This is a genomic window from Pseudomonas sp. Pseu.R1 (genome assembly GCF_045764065.1).
Taxonomy (GTDB): Bacteria; Pseudomonadota; Gammaproteobacteria; order Pseudomonadales; family Pseudomonadaceae; genus Aquipseudomonas.
The window spans coordinates 1,650,326-1,666,064 of record NZ_JBJGEE020000001.1; the positions used below are offsets into that span (position 1 = coordinate 1,650,326).

13 protein-coding genes are annotated in these 15,739 nt (G+C 59.8%); 9 read left to right on the forward strand and 4 right to left on the reverse strand.

The genetic code is table 11. The features are described from left to right. The first annotated feature begins 105 nt into the window (after positions 1-105). From minD to ACI5GA_RS07770, 5 genes are all read left to right on the forward strand, one after another. Positions 106-918: a septum site-determining protein MinD gene (minD, locus tag ACI5GA_RS07750; protein WP_404631485.1), complete on the forward strand. Its 813-nt coding sequence runs from the start codon at positions 106-108 to the stop codon at positions 916-918. Beyond that, the gene (gene minE, locus ACI5GA_RS07755) at positions 918-1,172 is read left to right on the forward strand and encodes a cell division topological specificity factor MinE (RefSeq protein ID WP_108235596.1); all 255 of its coding nucleotides are present in this window, start codon (positions 918-920) and stop codon (positions 1,170-1,172) included. The genes minD and minE overlap by 1 nt, the downstream gene beginning before the upstream one ends. 118 nt (positions 1,173-1,290) lie before the next feature. Beyond that, complete coding sequence (locus ACI5GA_RS07760; protein ID WP_421422431.1) at positions 1,291-1,926, forward strand: RluA family pseudouridine synthase; 636 nt, start codon at positions 1,291-1,293, stop codon at positions 1,924-1,926. A 188-nt stretch (positions 1,927-2,114) separates the two neighbouring features. Then, complete coding sequence (locus ACI5GA_RS07765) at positions 2,115-3,404, forward strand: M18 family aminopeptidase (protein ID WP_404631488.1); 1,290 nt, start codon at positions 2,115-2,117, stop codon at positions 3,402-3,404. A gap of 313 nt (positions 3,405-3,717) precedes the next feature. Continuing rightward, positions 3,718-5,907 carry a mechanosensitive ion channel family protein gene (locus ACI5GA_RS07770; protein ID WP_404631490.1) on the forward strand — a complete coding sequence of 730 codons (2,190 nt, stop codon included), beginning with the start codon at positions 3,718-3,720 and terminating at the stop codon, positions 5,905-5,907. Between the two features lie 168 nt (positions 5,908-6,075). On the opposite strand, the gene ACI5GA_RS07775 is transcribed toward ACI5GA_RS07770, so the two are convergent. Further along, positions 6,076-6,990: a glycine betaine ABC transporter substrate-binding protein gene (locus ACI5GA_RS07775; RefSeq protein WP_421422433.1), complete on the reverse strand. Its 915-nt coding sequence runs from the start codon at positions 6,988-6,990 to the stop codon at positions 6,076-6,078. A gap of 208 nt (positions 6,991-7,198) precedes the next feature. On the opposite strand from ACI5GA_RS07775, the gene ACI5GA_RS07780 reads away from it, so the two are divergent. Then, positions 7,199-9,235: an FAD-dependent oxidoreductase gene (locus tag ACI5GA_RS07780; RefSeq protein WP_421422434.1), complete on the forward strand. Its 2,037-nt coding sequence runs from the start codon at positions 7,199-7,201 to the stop codon at positions 9,233-9,235. Positions 9,236-9,360: 125 nt separating this feature from the next. Here the strand turns inward: ACI5GA_RS07780 and ACI5GA_RS07785 are convergent, their stop codons facing one another. Both ACI5GA_RS07785 and ACI5GA_RS07790 read right to left on the reverse strand, forming a co-directional pair. Further along, positions 9,361-10,140 carry a pyrroline-5-carboxylate reductase family protein gene (locus tag ACI5GA_RS07785; protein ID WP_421422435.1) on the reverse strand — a complete coding sequence of 260 codons (780 nt, stop codon included), beginning with the start codon at positions 10,138-10,140 and terminating at the stop codon, positions 9,361-9,363. Beyond that, complete coding sequence (locus ACI5GA_RS07790) at positions 10,130-10,846, reverse strand: TetR/AcrR family transcriptional regulator (protein ID WP_404631498.1); 717 nt, start codon at positions 10,844-10,846, stop codon at positions 10,130-10,132. Before ACI5GA_RS07790 ends, ACI5GA_RS07785 begins: the two co-directional genes overlap by 11 nt. Before the next feature lie 117 nt (positions 10,847-10,963). Here ACI5GA_RS07790 and ACI5GA_RS07795 point away from each other — a divergent pair, with 117 nt between their 5' ends. The 3 genes from ACI5GA_RS07795 (at position 10,964) to ACI5GA_RS07805 (ending at position 14,600) form a co-directional block, all read left to right on the forward strand. Then, complete coding sequence (locus ACI5GA_RS07795; protein ID WP_421422436.1) at positions 10,964-11,944, forward strand: LysR substrate-binding domain-containing protein; 981 nt, start codon at positions 10,964-10,966, stop codon at positions 11,942-11,944. A 259-nt stretch (positions 11,945-12,203) separates the two neighbouring features. Next, positions 12,204-13,448 (forward strand): aromatic ring-hydroxylating oxygenase subunit alpha, encoded by a 1,245-nt coding sequence (locus ACI5GA_RS07800; protein ID WP_404631502.1) that lies wholly within the window; start codon positions 12,204-12,206, stop codon positions 13,446-13,448. Between the two features lie 9 nt (positions 13,449-13,457). After that, positions 13,458-14,600 carry an FAD-binding oxidoreductase gene (locus tag ACI5GA_RS07805; protein WP_421422437.1) on the forward strand — a complete coding sequence of 381 codons (1,143 nt, stop codon included), beginning with the start codon at positions 13,458-13,460 and terminating at the stop codon, positions 14,598-14,600. A gap of 39 nt (positions 14,601-14,639) precedes the next feature. Here the strand turns inward: ACI5GA_RS07805 and ACI5GA_RS07810 are convergent, their stop codons facing one another. After that, positions 14,640-15,359: a UTRA domain-containing protein gene (locus tag ACI5GA_RS07810; RefSeq protein ID WP_404631506.1), complete on the reverse strand. Its 720-nt coding sequence runs from the start codon at positions 15,357-15,359 to the stop codon at positions 14,640-14,642. Between the last annotated feature and the right edge of the window lie 380 nt (positions 15,360-15,739).

The window sequence follows — 15,739 nt, forward strand, 5'->3', positions numbered from 1 at the left end:
CAGGGAAGCCTTCACCGGCTCAACGTTTCCATCTTTGCGCGTCTATCTCGGCATTCGGCGGGGCTCTTCAGGGACTAGCCGTCCTACTTTTAGGGGTGATACACCTTGGCCAAGATTCTCGTGGTTACATCCGGCAAGGGTGGTGTGGGCAAGACCACCACCAGCGCCGCTATCGGTACCGGTCTCGCGCTGCGCGGCCATAAAACAGTCATCGTCGACTTCGACGTCGGTCTGCGTAACCTCGACCTGATCATGGGGTGCGAGCGTCGCGTGGTGTATGACTTCGTCAACGTGGTCAACGGCGAAGCCAACCTGCAACAAGCCTTGATCAAAGACAAGAAGATCGAAGGCCTGTACGTACTGGCTGCCAGCCAGACCCGTGACAAGGACGCGCTGACTCAGGAAGGCGTGGAAAAAGTCCTGATGGAACTCAAGGAATCCTTCGAGTACATCGTCTGCGACTCCCCGGCCGGTATCGAAAAAGGCGCGCATCTGGCGATGTATTTCGCCGACGAAGCCATCGTCGTGACCAACCCTGAAGTCTCTTCGGTTCGTGACTCGGACCGCATGCTGGGCCTGTTGGCCAGCAAATCCCGCCGCGCTGAAAACGGCGAAGACCCGATCAAGGAACACCTGCTGATCACCCGCTACCACCCGGAGCGTGTGAGCAAGGGCGAAATGCTCGGCGTTGATGACGTGAAGGAAATTCTGGCCGTGACCCTGCTGGGCGTCATTCCGGAATCCCAGGCCGTACTCAAGGCTTCCAACCAGGGCGTGCCGGTCATCCTCGATGACCAGAGCGATGCCGGTCAGGCCTACAGCGACACCGTAGATCGCCTGCTGGGCAAAGATCGCGAGCACCGTTTCCTGGACGTACAGAAAAAAGGATTTTTCGAACGCCTGTTCGGGGGTAACTAATGAACATTTTTGACTTCTTTCGTGCCAACAAAAAGCCTAGCACCGCGTCGGTTGCGAAAGAGCGTCTACAGATCATCGTGGCGCACGAACGCGGCCAACGCAGTACCCCGGACTACCTGCCCGCTCTGCAAAAGGAGCTGGTCGAGGTGATTCGCAAATACGTCAAGATCGATGACGATAAAGTACAGGTTGCGCTCGACAACGAGGGCAGCTACTCGATTCTGGAACTCAACATCACCCTGCCTGATCGTTAATCGAAAAGGCAGTCGCCACGGCGGCTCGGTTGCCCGGAACCTGTCATCAGGATCCGGGTGAACGAGCCGCCGTTGGCATTTGCTGAACGCCTGTTTTTTGCCACGAGGCTGGTTTTCAATGCCGCTGTCCAACGTTCACATTCTCCATCAGGACGACGCCGTGCTGGTGGTGAACAAACCCACCCTGCTGCTTTCGGTGCCTGGCCGCGCCGACGACAACAAGGATTGCCTGATCACGCGCCTGCAAGAGAATGGCTATCCCGACGCCCTGATCGTCCATCGGCTGGACTGGGAAACCTCAGGGATCATCCTGCTGGCACGTGATCCGGACACCCACCGCGAACTGTCGCGACAGTTTCATGACCGGGAAACCGAAAAGGCCTACACCGCACTGGCCTGGGGCCAACCGACGCTGGACAGCGGCAGCATTGACTTGCCCCTGCGTTACGACCCACCGACCAAGCCCCGGCATGTGGTGGATCACGAACATGGCAAACATGCGCTGACCTTCTGGAAGGTGCTGGAACGTCACGACACCCATTGCCGCGTCGAACTGACGCCGATCACCGGCCGTTCGCACCAGTTGCGCGTGCACATGCTGTCGATCGGGCATCCGTTGTTGGGCGATGGGCTGTATGCACATCCCGAAGCACTGGCGGCGTACCCGAGGTTGTGCCTGCACGCGAGCATGCTGACATTCACCCATCCGGTGAGCAAAGAGCGGTTGCGGTTTGAGTGTGCGGCGCCGTTTTGAGGGTTGGCTTGGGATTCTTAATTTGATGCCCTCAGGATCGCGACATGGATGCCCCTCGGGCGCATTCGACAGGGCATCAAAGTAACGATCTCCAGCCAATCAAACCCACATTAAAACCTTTCCACCCCCCCACTCGCCCCCACCCGCATACGCCTGTAAACTCCCGCCATTGCTGTCTGGAGTTACTTATGCGCGAAGAGTTGAACCAAGGCCTGATCGACTTCCTCAAGGCCTCTCCTACCCCGTTTCACGCCACCGCCACCCTGGTGCAACGTCTGGAAGGCGCAGGTTTTCAGCGTCTGGACGAACGCGAGCCGTGGCACACCGAAGCCGGTGGCCGCTACTACGTCACCCGTAACGACTCCTCCATCGTCGCCTTCCGGCTGGGCCGCCTGTCCCCGCTGCTCGGTGGCATTCGTCTGGTGGGCGCTCACACTGACAGCCCGTGCCTGCGGGTCAAGCCGCAGCCTGAACTGCAACGTCAGGGCTTCTGGCAACTGGGTGTGGAAGTCTATGGCGGCGCTCTGCTGGCGCCGTGGTTCGACCGCGACCTGTCGCTGGCTGGCCGTGTGACCTTCCGCCGAGACGGCAAGGTCGAGAGCCAGTTGATCGATTTCAAGCAGCCAATTGCGGTCATCCCCAACCTGGCGATCCACCTCAATCGCACCGCCAACGAAGGCTGGCAAATCAACCCACAAAATGAGCTGCCGCCGATTCTGGCGCAGGTCGCGGGTGACGAGCGTCCTGATTTCCGTGCCCTGCTGACCGATCAACTGGCCCGCGAGCACGGCCTGAATGCCGACGTGGTGCTGGATTACGAACTGAGTTTCTACGACACCCAAAGTGCGGCGGTCATCGGCCTGAATGGCGATTTCATTGCCGGTGCGCGACTGGACAACCTGCTGTCTTGCTTCGCCGGCCTGCAGGCGCTGCTCAACGCCGACGGCGAAGAAACCTGCGTACTGGTCTGCACCGACCACGAAGAAGTCGGCTCGACCTCCGCCTGCGGCGCCGACGGTCCGATGCTGGAGCAAGTGCTGCAACGCCTGCTGCCGGAAGGCGACGACTACGTGCGTACCGTGCAGAAATCGCTGCTGATTTCAGCGGATAACGCCCACGGCGTGCACCCTAACTACGCTGAAAAGCACGATGGCAACCACGGCCCGAAGCTCAACGCAGGCCCCGTGATCAAGGTCAACAGCAACCAGCGCTACGCCACCAACAGCGAAACGGCCGGGTTCTTCCGTCATCTGTGCATGGCCGAAGAAGTGCCGGTGCAAAGCTTCGTAGTGCGCAGCGACATGGCCTGTGGCTCGACCATCGGCCCGATCACGGCAGGACACCTGGGCGTGCGCACCGTGGACATCGGCCTGCCGACCTTCGCCATGCACTCGATCCGTGAACTGGCGGGGAGCCAGGACCTGGCGCATCTGGTCAAAGTGCTGACGGCGTTTTATGCGAGCGCCGAGTTGCCGTAGGGCCAACTTGCGGATAATACCGATCTGAGGGTGGGGCCAATCCTGTGGGAGCCGGCCGAGCGGCGATCCGTTTGCTGGCGATTGCATTGTGTCAATTACAGGTGAGTTGACTGATCCACCGCGTTCGCCAGCAAGCCGGCTCCCACAATGACCGAGTTGGCCTCATGTCTTTTGTCCGACGCCGGACCTGTGGGAGCCGCCTTGGTGGCGAAGGCGGTTGACCAGGCAACATGGAATCTCCCACACAGTCGATGCCCACAGAAATACGCCATGTACAATCAAATCGCCCGCCCGCTTCGAGGTTGATGATTCGGTGACTGCCTTCTCACGTTCCTGCTCCGTATTGCGTCTGTTGTTGATCTGTCTGCTGGCGCTCCTTCCCTTCGCAACCACTCAAGCGGCGGGCCTGCCGAGCCTGTTGGGTGGCAGTCAGAAAACCCAACCGCAAGCGCAAGAACCCTTGGGCCAGTCGCTGGACGAGGTCATCACCTCGCTGGAAAACGACCAACAGCGCGCCAAGCTGCTGGACGATCTGAAAAAGCTGCGCGACGCCACGAAGAAGGCCCAGCCCACTGCTGAACAAGGGGTACTGGGCCTGATCGGCAGCACGCTGTCGGAATTCGAGAAGCAATTCACCGGCGACGACAGCCCGCTCAGTCGTTGGGGCGACGAAGTGTCGCTGGCCGAAGACGAGCTGATGGCGCTGATGCTGCCCGCGAACCAATGGTGGCCGATCATCTTCAGTTTTGCCGTGGTCATTGCCCTGTGGAGCCTGCTGGCGACGGCGCTGATCTGGCTCGGCCATCGGGTGCGGGCGCGTTTTGGCCTGTCAGCGGAGCTTCCGCAACACCCCCGCCCCACCGACATGCTGGTGTTCGCCCTGCGCAAGCTCGGCCCCTGGCTGATCGCGCTGGTGATCACGGTGTACCTGAGTTACTCGCTGCCACCGTCACTGGGCCGCGATCTGGCGATGGTGCTGGCCTATGCGCTGGTGGTCGGCACGCTGTTTTCAGCGATCTGCGTGATTGCATTTTCGCTGCTCGACGGCCCCCATCGTCATCAGGCGTTGTACATCCTGCGTCATCAGGCGTTTCGGCCGTTGTGGTGGATCGGCAGTTTCGCCGCATTCGGCGAGGCCCTGAGCGACCCCCGGCTGGTGGCCAGCCTCGGCGTGCATCTGGCCCACACCACCTCCACCCTGGCCAATGTCATGGCCGCGTTGTCCACGGGCCTGTTCATCATTCGTTTCCGTCGCCCGATCGCCCACTTGATTCGCAACCAGCCACTGGCCCGACGCCTCAAGCGTCGCGCCCTCAGCGACACCATCGAAATCGTCGGCAGCTTTTGGTATCTGCCCGCGCTGGTGTTGGTGGGCGTCTCGCTGTTCGCCACGTTCTTCTCGGCGGGCGACACCAGCACCGCCTTGCGTCAGTCCCTGATCTGCACCGTGTTGCTGGTGTTGTGCATGGTCATCAACGGCCTGGTGCGGCGCCATTCGCAAAGACCCTCCCACGGCCACAAACGCCATGCGCTGTACTCGGATCGACTCAAGAGCTTCTTCTACACCGTCGCGCACCTGCTGGTCTGGCTGGTGTTCATCGAACTGGGCCTGCGGGTCTGGGGCTTGTCGCTGATCCGTTTCTCCGAAGGCGAAGGCCACGACATCAGCGTGCGCATCTTTGGGCTGGCGACCACGCTGATGTTTGCCTGGCTGATCTGGATTCTGGCCGACACCGCGATTCATCACGCCCTCACCCGATCACGCAAAGGCCTGGCGAACGCTCGGGCGCAGACAATGATGCCGTTGATCCGCAACGTGCTCTTCGTGACCATTTTCATCATTGCAGTGATCGTCGCGCTGGCGAACATGGGCATGAACGTCACCCCGCTGCTGGCCGGTGCCGGTGTCATCGGTCTGGCCATCGGTTTCGGCGCACAGTCGCTGGTGGCGGATTTGATCACCGGGCTGTTCATCATCATCGAGGACTCGCTGGCCATCGACGATTACGTCGACGTCGGCGGGCACCTGGGCACAGTCGAGGGTTTGACCATCCGCACCGTGCGCCTGCGCGACATCGACGGCATCGTGCACACCATCCCGTTCAGCGAAATCAAGAGCATCCAGAACTACTCCCGCGAATTTGGTTACGCGATTTTCCGCATCGCCATTCCGTCGAACATGAACATAGACGATGCGCTGAAGATGATCCGCGACGTGGGCCAGAAAATGCGCACCGATCCGCTGCAACGGCGCAACATCTGGTCCCCGCTGGAGATTCAGGGGGTGGAGAGTTTCGAGTCGGGCAACGCCATTCTGAGGGCACGCTTCAAGACCGCTCCGATCAAGCAGTGGGAGGTGTCGCGGGCGTTCAACCTGTCGCTCAAGCGCTATCTGGATGAGGCGGGTATGGATCTGGCGACGCCACGGTTGAATGTGCAGGTGAGCACCAGCGGCGGGAGTGTGAGTGGGGTGCGTGGCAAAAAGGATGATGCGGCGGGGTAAGCCTTCGCGGCATCTGACCTGACGCGGTCACATTGTGGGAGCCGACTTGCTGGCGAATGCGTCGCGTCAGTCGACATGGATGTTGCTGACCCGACGCATTCGCCACCAAGGCGGCTCCCACAGGTTTTGCGTAGACACAGAAATCCGCGATCCGCCACGATCAGTGGGTTAGGGCGTCGTTGAGGCCGTGGCGTTGCCATTCACCATCGCCGCAAAGCGCGCCTTGTTGGCCGCGTAATACTCCGCCACCACCTTCTCTGCCGAGCTTTCCTTGGCTTTCAGCATCAGGTCCTGCAAGTCCGCCGCCGGGATCGAATAGTGAGCGAAGAACTGCGCCACTTGCGGGTACTGCGCGCTGAAACCTTTGCGAGCAACGGCGTGGATCTGCTCGGCGCCACCAAACAGATGCTCCGGATCATCCAGATACCGCAGCGGGTATTTGGAGAACATCCAGTGCGGGCTCCAAGCATTCACCAATGACCACTTGCCGCGTTTGAGGTTGCGGTCCAGCTCGCTGAGCATGCCGCTCTCGGACGAGGCGACCATCTTGTAGCCGACGATTTTTTTGTCGTTGATGACCTTTTCAGTGAGCTTGTACTGGCCGTTGCCGACCTCCGAGGTGAGGATCTTGCCGTCGAACTTCGCGGCGATACCGGGCTTGTTCAGATCGGCGAGACTTTTGACTTCGCTCTCCGGGACGATGTCCGGCACCGCCATGCCGATGCGTCCTTCGTACAACACGCCCAAATCCTCCAGCTTGTCCTGGTACTTGTCCCAGAACGCCTTATGCGTGCCCGGAAGCCAGACCATCGGGATCAGGTCGATGTTGCCGTTGGCCATCGCCTGAAACTGAATGCCGATGTCGGCCTGCACCAGTTTCACCGGCTGCTTGAGCTGGTCTTCGAGCACGACGTTGGCCAGCTTGACGGCGATCTCCGTATCCGACCAATTGACCCAGCCAATGCGCACCGGGGGCTGATCCGCCGCCTGAACGGACAGGTAGCCGAACAGACTCACAGTCGCCAGTGCGACCCCTGCAAACCAGCCAATACGTTTTTTCTTATGCGGTGAATAAGCAACCATCGTGCATTTCCCCTTTCGTGTTTGGGTGTGGCAGTGAAAGCGGTGAATCGTGCCGGTCTGAGCCAGCTGACCGGGCCGATCTTATCCACACAGTCGGTAGGGATGCAAGCGAAATGTACACCAACGTCAGACACTGTTGACACATGTGTACATTCCTCCTAATTTCAACTCTAACCGAGCCTGAAGTTGACCCGAGGAGCGCCACACGATGTCCAGCGATCCACTGCTGCAGCCCTACACGATCAAGCACCTGACCCTCAGAAACCGCATCATCACCACCTCCCACGAACCGGCGTATCCGGTGGATGGCATGCCCAAAGACCTGTATCGCGCCTACCACGTCGAGCGCGCCAAGGCCGGGGTGGCATTGACCATGACCGCAGGCTCGGCGGCGGTTTCGCGGGACAGCCCGCCTGTTTTCAACAACGTGCTGGCGTACAAGGACGAGGTGGTTGGCTGGCTCAAGGACCTGACCGATGAGTGCCACGAACACGGCGCGGCGGTGATGATCCAACTCACCCACCTGGGCCGTCGCACGCGCTGGGACAAAGCTGACTGGCTCCCAGTAGTCTCTCCTTCGCATCGGCGCGAAGCGTCCCACCGCTCGTTTCCGAAAAAACTCGAAGACTGGGACATCCAGCGCATCATCAAGGACTACGTCGACGCCGCTGAACGCATGAAAGCGGCGGGTATGGACGGTCTTGAACTTCAGGCCTACGGCCATCTGATGGACCAGTTCTGGTCGCCGATGACCAATACCCTCGACGGGCCGTATGGCGGCTCGCTGGAAAACCGCCTGCGCTTCACCTTCGACATCCTGCGCGGCATCCGCAAGCAGTGCGGTGAGAACTTCCTCCTTGGCGTGCGTTACACCGGCGACGAGGATCTGCCTGGCGGGTTCGGCGCCGAGGAAGGCATCGCCATCTCGCACATGCTCAAGGACAGCGGTCTGGTGGACTTCCTCAACGTGGTCAAAGGCCACATCGACACCGACGCCGGGCTCACCGACGTCATCCCGATTCAGGGCATGCGCAACTCGCCGCATCTGGATTTTGCCGGTGAGATTCGTGCCGCTACCGGTTTCCCGACCTTCCACGCCGCGAAGATTCCGGACGTGGCCACCGCGCGCCACGCCGTGGCTTCCGGCAAAGTCGACATGGTCGGCATGACCCGCGCGCACATGACCGATCCGCACATCGTGCGCAAGATCATCGAGAAGCGCGAAGAGGACATTCGCCCTTGCGTCGGCGCCAACTATTGTCTGGACCGCATCTATCAAGGCGGCGCCGCGTATTGCATTCACAACCCGGCCACCGGGCGTGAAACTACCATGCCCCACGACATCCCCACGGCCGCGACCCGACGCAAGGTCGTGGTCATCGGCGCAGGTCCCGGGGGGCTTGAAGCAGCGCGGGTCGCGGGCGAGCGCGGGCATGACGTGACAGTGGTGGAAGTGGCGGACCAGCCAGGCGGGCAGATTCGCCTGACCGCTCAAAGCGAGCGGCGACGCGAGATGATCAGCATCATCGACTGGCGCATGGCCCAGTGCGAACGGCTGGGGGTGAAGTTTCAGTTCAATACGTGGGCTGAAGCTCAAACGGTGCTGGAGCTGGAGCCGGACGTGGTGATCGTCGCGACCGGCGGCCTGCCGGACACCGAAGTGCTGAAGGAAGGCAACGAGCTGGTGGTGTCGGCCTGGGACATTATTTCCGGCGACGTGAAACCCGGTAAAAACGTGCTGATCTTCGATGACGCAGGCGACCACGCCGCGCTGCAAGCCGCCGAGGTCATCGCTCAAAGCGGTGCACGGCTGGAAATCGTCACGCCGGACCGAGCCTTCTCACCAGAAGTCATGGCCATGAACCTGGTGCCCTACATGCGCACGCTACAAGACCTGGACGTGGTGTTCACGGTGACTTACCGCGTGGAGTCGGTGAAAAAGCGCGACGGCAAACTGGCCGCGATCTTTGGCAGCGATTACGGCAAGGTCAACAAGGAGCGCATCGTCGATCAGGTGGTGATCAACCACGGCACTCTGCCGCTGGATGATCTGTATTTCGAGCTGCGGCCTCATTCGAAAAACGACGGCGCTGTCGAGCAGCATGACCTGATTGCCGGTAAGGCGCAGAACCTGGTGACCAATCCGAATGGGCGTTTCCAGTTGTTCCGGATCGGCGATGCGGTGGCGGCGCGCAATACCCATGCGGCGATTTACGATGCGTTGCGGTTGGTGAAGGATCTTTGAAGATTGGCGGGATCTCCCTGTAGGAGTGAGCTTGCTCGCGATGGACATTTGTCTGTAATGGATGTGTTGACTGACACGCCGTCATCGCGAGCAAGCTCACTCCTACAGGGGACGGTGCGCAATCCTTACATGCCCTTGCGGGCGACATTGGCCCCCGCCTCAACCGCCCGCCCGATCTGATCTTCAAACCCTTCATCGATCAAGCTCTGCAACGCCGCCGCGGTGACACCTTTGTAAGCCACCAACGAATCGATCATCGCCTGCGGATCGTGATTCACAAGCAACTGGCTGGCTGACACCACCACCCCATGGGCGGCCTGCCGGGCGACGTCTTCAGGAATACCCGCGATCACCGCTTGCCGAGTCAACGCTGTCATCACCAACGCCGGAAACGCAGGGCCAGTGCCCGACAACGCACTGAGGTAATCAATCCCCTCCTCCGTCGGCACTCGGCTGGCCGTACCGACACACTCCAACAACCGTTGAATGAAGTCGGCATCCACATCACTCAACAGCTGCGCGCAGTGCCACGGCGTGAACGACTGACGAATCTCCACCGCCGCGTTGGCCATCGCTCGCACCACCGTCTCAGCCCCGGTCGCCTCACGGATGGTTTGAGATGTCACACCCGCCATCAGGGAAATCACCCGTTTCCCTGACGCATCGACGTTGAGCGCCTTGAACTGCTCTGGCCGCACCGACAGGATTACCACGTCACTGGCATTGACCAGCGCTTGATTGTCCGCCAATAGATGAGCGCCGGTTTCCGCCAGTGGATGACTTCCTGAGCGGTTGGACAACCGAAGACGATCCGCCTCGACAAAACCGCTGTCGAGCAGCGCCCGCGCCAGCGCTGCCCCTAACCAGCCAGTGCCGCCAATGATGCCGATGCGCTCAGTGTTCACTGGGCGATTCCTCCAGCGTGTCCTCAAAGGTTTCAGCCAGCGGTACGAATTCACCCGCTTCTTTTTCGGCGTAACCGAAGGCGCCATAGAAACGGTCCAGCTCGCGCTGCTTCGGCGTCTTGCCGGTAAAGATCGCGACGTAATGGGGAATGCGGCGGAAACGCTGGGTGATGTCTTCGCTGGTCTTCATCGAGATGTAGCCGATCTGCGTCAGATAAATCGTCCGCGCACGGGTGTCAGCGCCATCGGGGTCGTAGCCAAAACGCCGGAACATGGCCGATAACGCATTGATCCGGGTCGCGTCCGCCGCAGCGATTTCCGAAGCGACTTCTTCGGACTGCAACGCCCAACTGCGCACGGCAAATTCGAATTGAGAGTCAAACAGCTCCGGATTTAGCCAACACTCAAAGACGTTGAGAATCGCCTCAGTGATGTTCTCCGCGTAGCTTTCGGATTGCTTGAGCATGCCGCCGGTGTTCTTGTCTTTCCAGCGGGCCAGCAACGCGGCCAGCAGTTGTTCGCGGTCCTGAAAAAACCAATAGAAACTGGTGCGTGACAGGTTGAGGCGCTTGGCCAGCGGCATGACGCGCACGGCATCCACACCGGACTCCTTCAAGGCGTCATAGGCCGCTTCCAGCCAGCCTTCTGCTGAACCGCGCCAGCCAGAGTCCGAGGATTTGCCGCGTTCCTTGCCTGATACCGACATTTGGTGTCGCCTTTGTTTGAAAGTGAGTGAATGAACTGTACGCCCCCGGTCTATTGATGTACACCCATGTACATTTGCACGACACGCAACCTCATTTCCTCCGGTTCAGGCATCCCCATGCAGCTCGAAGAACTCCCAAAAGAAGGCCTGCCGAAAAAGGTCAAAGGCTATCGCCGCCTGATCCCTTCGATGACCGCCCTGTTGGTGTTCGAAGCGGCGGCGCGGCTGAGCAGTTTTACCCTGGCGGCGCAGGAGCTGGGGGTCACGCAAGCGGCGGTCAGCAAGCAGATCCGTTTTCTCGAAGAGACCCTCGACACCCGCCTGTTTCATCGACTGCACCGGGCGATCAAACTGACGAGCGAGGGCTATCTGCTGTTCTCGGTGACCTCCGAGTCATTGCAACGCATGGCCAGTGTGTTCGACCGGGTCCACGAAGGCATTCGCGAACAGGAAGTGGTGCTGGCCAGCACGTCAGCCTTTTCGCAACTGCGGATCTTGCCCCGTCTGAGTGCCTTGCGCTTGAAGCAGCCCAACCTGCAATTGCGCCTGGTGACGCAGATGCTCACCCCGGATTTGCGCAGCGATGACATCGATCTGGCGGTGCGTTACGGCGATGGCAAATGGGACGACGGCACCTCGATTTTTCTGTTCGACGAAGAGGTGTTTCCGGTGTGCTCGCCCGGCTGGCTCGCGACTCACATAGCGCCGGTGCATGCCGAAGATTTTCTGCATGTCGAGTTGATCGACTCCGACGCCACCCTTGAAGGCTGGATGACCTGGCAGACGTGGTTCAAGGAACTGGGCGAGGAACGTCCGAAGCTCAAGTACGCCCTGCGTTGCAGTTCCTACACCGACACGATTCAGGCCGCGTTACAGGGCCACGGCGTGGCACTGGGTTGGCATCGACTGCTGGAGCCACAACTGGCCAGCGGTGAACTGGTGCGCCTGACCGAGTACGTGGTCAGGCCCAAAGAAGCGTATTACGGGGTGGTGCCGAATGGACGTAAGGCGACACCGTTGGTGCAAGGGTTGGTCGAGTGGCTATGTAGCGGATCGTCCATCGCACACATTGACTCCAATATCACCGACGACCGCTGAACCTGTGGGAGATTCTACGTCGCCACGTCGAGCGCTTTCGCCACCAAGGCGGCTCCCACAGTAATTTGTGTCGGCCGACAGATTCATGATCGACGGCAAACATTGTGGGAGCCGGCTCCCACGCATAACGCGTCACGCATCTCCATCGTTCATGCATAACCCACAGCTATGCGAACCTGAAAATATAGCGCATTGACCATATTTTCAGCCCTCTCGATACTCGATTCCATTATTAGATCGACGCCTGAGAGGTGCAGCCATGATCGAATCCCATCGCCAGTTAGTTGAAACAAGAACACCCGGCCACGGTATGAAAGGCGCCTTGTTCGGGCGCGAAGATATCTTCGACACCGACGTAGATATCTTCTTCACCCAGCACTGGATATTGGTCGGCGTGACCGCAGATATTGCAGAGCCGGGCGATGTTTCAACCATCGACATCGGCAAATCCTCGATCATCCTGCTGCGCGACGATGACGAGCAAATACAGGCGTTTCGCAACGTCTGCCGCCATCGCGGCGCGCGGCTCAAGCCTGCGGGCAAATCGACCGTGGGGATGTTGGTCTGCCCTTATCACCAATGGACGTATGACCTGGACGGCAGCCTGAAACATGCTGCGCACATGGGCAAAGACTTTAACGCGAAGTGCAGAAGCCTGATGCCTGTGCACAGCAAAGTAGTGGGCGCACATATATTTGTGTGTTTGGGCGAACAACCGCCAGAAGACATCGGTTACTTGGCTGAGACCATGAATCCGCGTTTTGCCCCGTACAACATGACCTACACCAAGATCGCCCACGAATCGGAAATCATTGAAAACGGCAACTGGAAACTGGTGATCGAAAACAACCGCGAGTGTTATCACTGCGCGGGCACTCACCCTGAACTGACTGCATCGTTCTTGCCGGAAGACTTCGGTTTCTGCGCCGACGGTTTGAGCGAAGAATCGCTGCAAGCGCTGGACGAATACGAACAGCGCAATGCCGCCGCGAAAAAGAGTTGGGAGGACCAGGGCTTCATCTGTGATGCCGTGGAGCATCTGGAGGTGGACGCGGTGACGCAGTTCCGCACCCAGCGCCTGGTGATTGCGGGCAATGGCGAGTCGCAAACACTCGACACCCGCGTCGCGTGCAGCAAGCTGTTTGGCGATCTGACCCGCCGCGATCTGGGTGACGTGCACCTATGGACCCACAACTCCTGGACCCACGTGATGAGCGATCACGCGGTGATTTCCTACATCATCCCCCTCGCCCCGGACAAAACCCTGGTGCGCACCAAATGGCTGGTGAACGCTGATGCGGTGGAGGGGGTGGATTACAACGTGAACACACTGGTCGAGGTGTGGAACGCCACCAACCAGCAAGACGCCAATCTCGTGGCGATCACCCACAGCGGCACACAAGACCCTGCTTACTCACCCGGCCCGTTTTCGGCGTTCACCGAATCCTACGTCGATCAGTTCTCGCGCTGGTACGCAGCGCGGCTTGCGGCTCACGGTGTGTGAGGAATGATCATGACCCGATTCGAGACTTTGCCTACAAGCGTGGGTACCGCGTCTTCGCAACAACGCTTCACCGATCCTGGGACCTGGAGCGCGTACGGCGCGCAGTGGAACAGCGGCGAGCAGAAGACCCTGCTGTGCTGTGACGTGCGCGATGAAACCCACGACGTGAAGACGTTCAGTTTTCGCTGCGCCGATTTCAGCGCCCTGAGCTTCGAGCCGGGCCAGTTCATCACCGTGTCGCCGGTGATCGCCGGGCAGAGCATCGCCCGTTGCTACACGCTGTCGTCATCGCCTACGCGGCCGTTTTCGTTCTCGATCACGGTCAAGCGCGTGCCGGGCGGCATGGTGTCGAACTGGCTGCATGACAACCTGCGAATTGGCGAAACGCTGAACGCCTCGGGGCCTGCTGGCAGCTTCACCCCAGTGGGGCATCCCGCGAAAAAATTGTTGTACCTCTCGGCGGGATCCGGGGTGACGCCGTTGATGTCGATGACCCGAGCGGGATTCGACATGGCCGCTCAACTGGACATCGTGTTCGTCCACAGCGCGCGTACGCCCCTCGATATCGTGTTTCACGATGAGCTGACGCGGATGCAAGCGTTGATGCCGGGGTTGCAGGTATTGAACGTGTGCGAGGGATTGGGCACGAATACCGAATGGACAGGCCCCGTGGGGCGCCTGTCGATGCCCCTGCTGAACGCGGCGGTGCCGGATTTCAAGGAGCGCGAGGTGTTCACCTGTGGGCCGCAAGGCTACATGGACGCGGTCAAAGCGCTGCTGAAGGAGGGCGGGTTCGATTTCCAGCATTACCATCAGGAGAGTTTCGACATATCGGCGCTGGTGGAGGAACCGCTGATCGAACAGGCGCCTGTGAGTGAGCAAACCGAAACGTTGTTTACCGTCACCCTGTCCCGTTCGGGCAAGACGTTCAGCATGTCGGGCCAGCAGACCGTGCTGTCAGCGGCGAAAAAGGCCGGGGCCATCGTGCCGTCGTCGTGCAGCCAGGGCGTGTGTGGCACTTGCAAGACTGCATTGCTGCAAGGGACTGTGGAGATGAACCACAACGGCGGCATTCGCCAGCGGGAGATCGACAAGGGGATGCGGTTGTTGTGTTGCAGCAAGCCGACCTCGGACCTGGTGATTGACTTGTAGCGTCAACGGTCACGCTTCTGGCCGGAGGGCGTAGGAGCTTTAAATCTCCCCTACCACCGCGCTCACATGAATCGCGTCATGCCGCCAATACTCCAGATCGCAATCGATCAAACGGCCGCGTTGATCGTGGTTGACCCGCGCAATGCGTAACCCGGGGCTACCAATCGACACCTTCAACGCCGCCGCCGCTTCAACAGGCAACGCCGTCGGCACCATCTCGAACCGCACCTGCCCATAGCGAATGTCGTAATGGCTGGCATAGAGCAACGTCAGCGACTGATTCAGATCGAAATCCAGCATCTGCGGAAAGTATTCCGGGTTCAGGTAGTGCTCGACGTACAACACCAATCGCTCATCGATACGCCGCACTCGGCAGATCTGGATCACGCTGGATAAGGCAGGCAGTTGCAGCAGCTCACAGATCGCTGCCGAGGCCGGTTGCAAACGCGCCGAGATGACCTGAGTTGCAGGCACACGCCCCTGCGCTTCGACCATCGCGTGAAAGTGGCTGCGGCGCATCAGGTCATAGGCCAGGCGCGGCGGCGAGATGAACCAGCCCCGACGCTCTTCGCGATAAATCAGCCCCTGCGCCTCCAGTTGCACCAGCGCTTCGCGCAAGGTGATGCGGGTGGTGTCGAAGACTTCGCTCAATTTACGTTCAGCGGGCAGTTTGCTGCCGGGAGGCAAGAGACCGTGTTCGATCTGCTCCTGTAAGGCGTTGCAAATGGTCGTCACCGCTCGTGGCACATCTTGGCGCATTGCGTTACCTATCTGGACTAGACCAGTGCATTTCAAAGCCATGGTCTGCAGCGGGGGAGCCCGTTTCAATGGTCTCAAGCCTAGGCAGGCTAGATGACTGTTACGTGACATTCCAGCGCGATCTGCTTGATAAATCAGGCATAAAAAAGAAGTTAGCCTTTTCAGATCAACCACTTGGCCATGGTCTACGCTTGTTTCACAGCGCTATCGATGGCCTGGCGTCACGTCGTCAGCCCCAGCAAGAGTCGGTCCAGACACGAAAGTGTCACGAGACTGGCCTAACTTGGCTCAGGTATTGCTGATCTAGACCAAAGCAAACGCAGCGAACACTTCATCGATCTGATGCACTACCACGTCGAAAAAGACCAAAGGAGCTTCGA

What these genes read in the sequence shown, in the direction of transcription:
- minE (WP_108235596.1), top strand. Translation starts at nt 918, where the DNA reads ATGAACATTTTTGACTTCTTTCGTGCCAACAAAAAGCCTAGCACCGCG.
- ACI5GA_RS07760 (WP_421422431.1), top strand. Translation starts at nt 1,291, where the DNA reads ATGCCGCTGTCCAACGTTCACATTCTCCATCAGGACGACGCCGTGCTG.
- ACI5GA_RS07765 (WP_404631488.1), top strand. Translation starts at nt 2,115, where the DNA reads ATGCGCGAAGAGTTGAACCAAGGCCTGATCGACTTCCTCAAGGCCTCT.
- ACI5GA_RS07775 (WP_421422433.1), bottom strand. Translation starts at nt 6,990, where the DNA reads ATGGTTGCTTATTCACCGCATAAGAAAAAACGTATTGGCTGGTTTGCA.
- ACI5GA_RS07780 (WP_421422434.1), top strand. Translation starts at nt 7,199, where the DNA reads ATGTCCAGCGATCCACTGCTGCAGCCCTACACGATCAAGCACCTGACC.
- ACI5GA_RS07790 (WP_404631498.1), bottom strand. Translation starts at nt 10,846, where the DNA reads ATGTCGGTATCAGGCAAGGAACGCGGCAAATCCTCGGACTCTGGCTGG.
- ACI5GA_RS07795 (WP_421422436.1), top strand. Translation starts at nt 10,964, where the DNA reads ATGCAGCTCGAAGAACTCCCAAAAGAAGGCCTGCCGAAAAAGGTCAAA.
- ACI5GA_RS07800 (WP_404631502.1), top strand. Translation starts at nt 12,204, where the DNA reads ATGATCGAATCCCATCGCCAGTTAGTTGAAACAAGAACACCCGGCCAC.
- ACI5GA_RS07805 (WP_421422437.1), top strand. Translation starts at nt 13,458, where the DNA reads ATGACCCGATTCGAGACTTTGCCTACAAGCGTGGGTACCGCGTCTTCG.
- ACI5GA_RS07810 (WP_404631506.1), bottom strand. Translation starts at nt 15,359, where the DNA reads ATGCGCCAAGATGTGCCACGAGCGGTGACGACCATTTGCAACGCCTTA.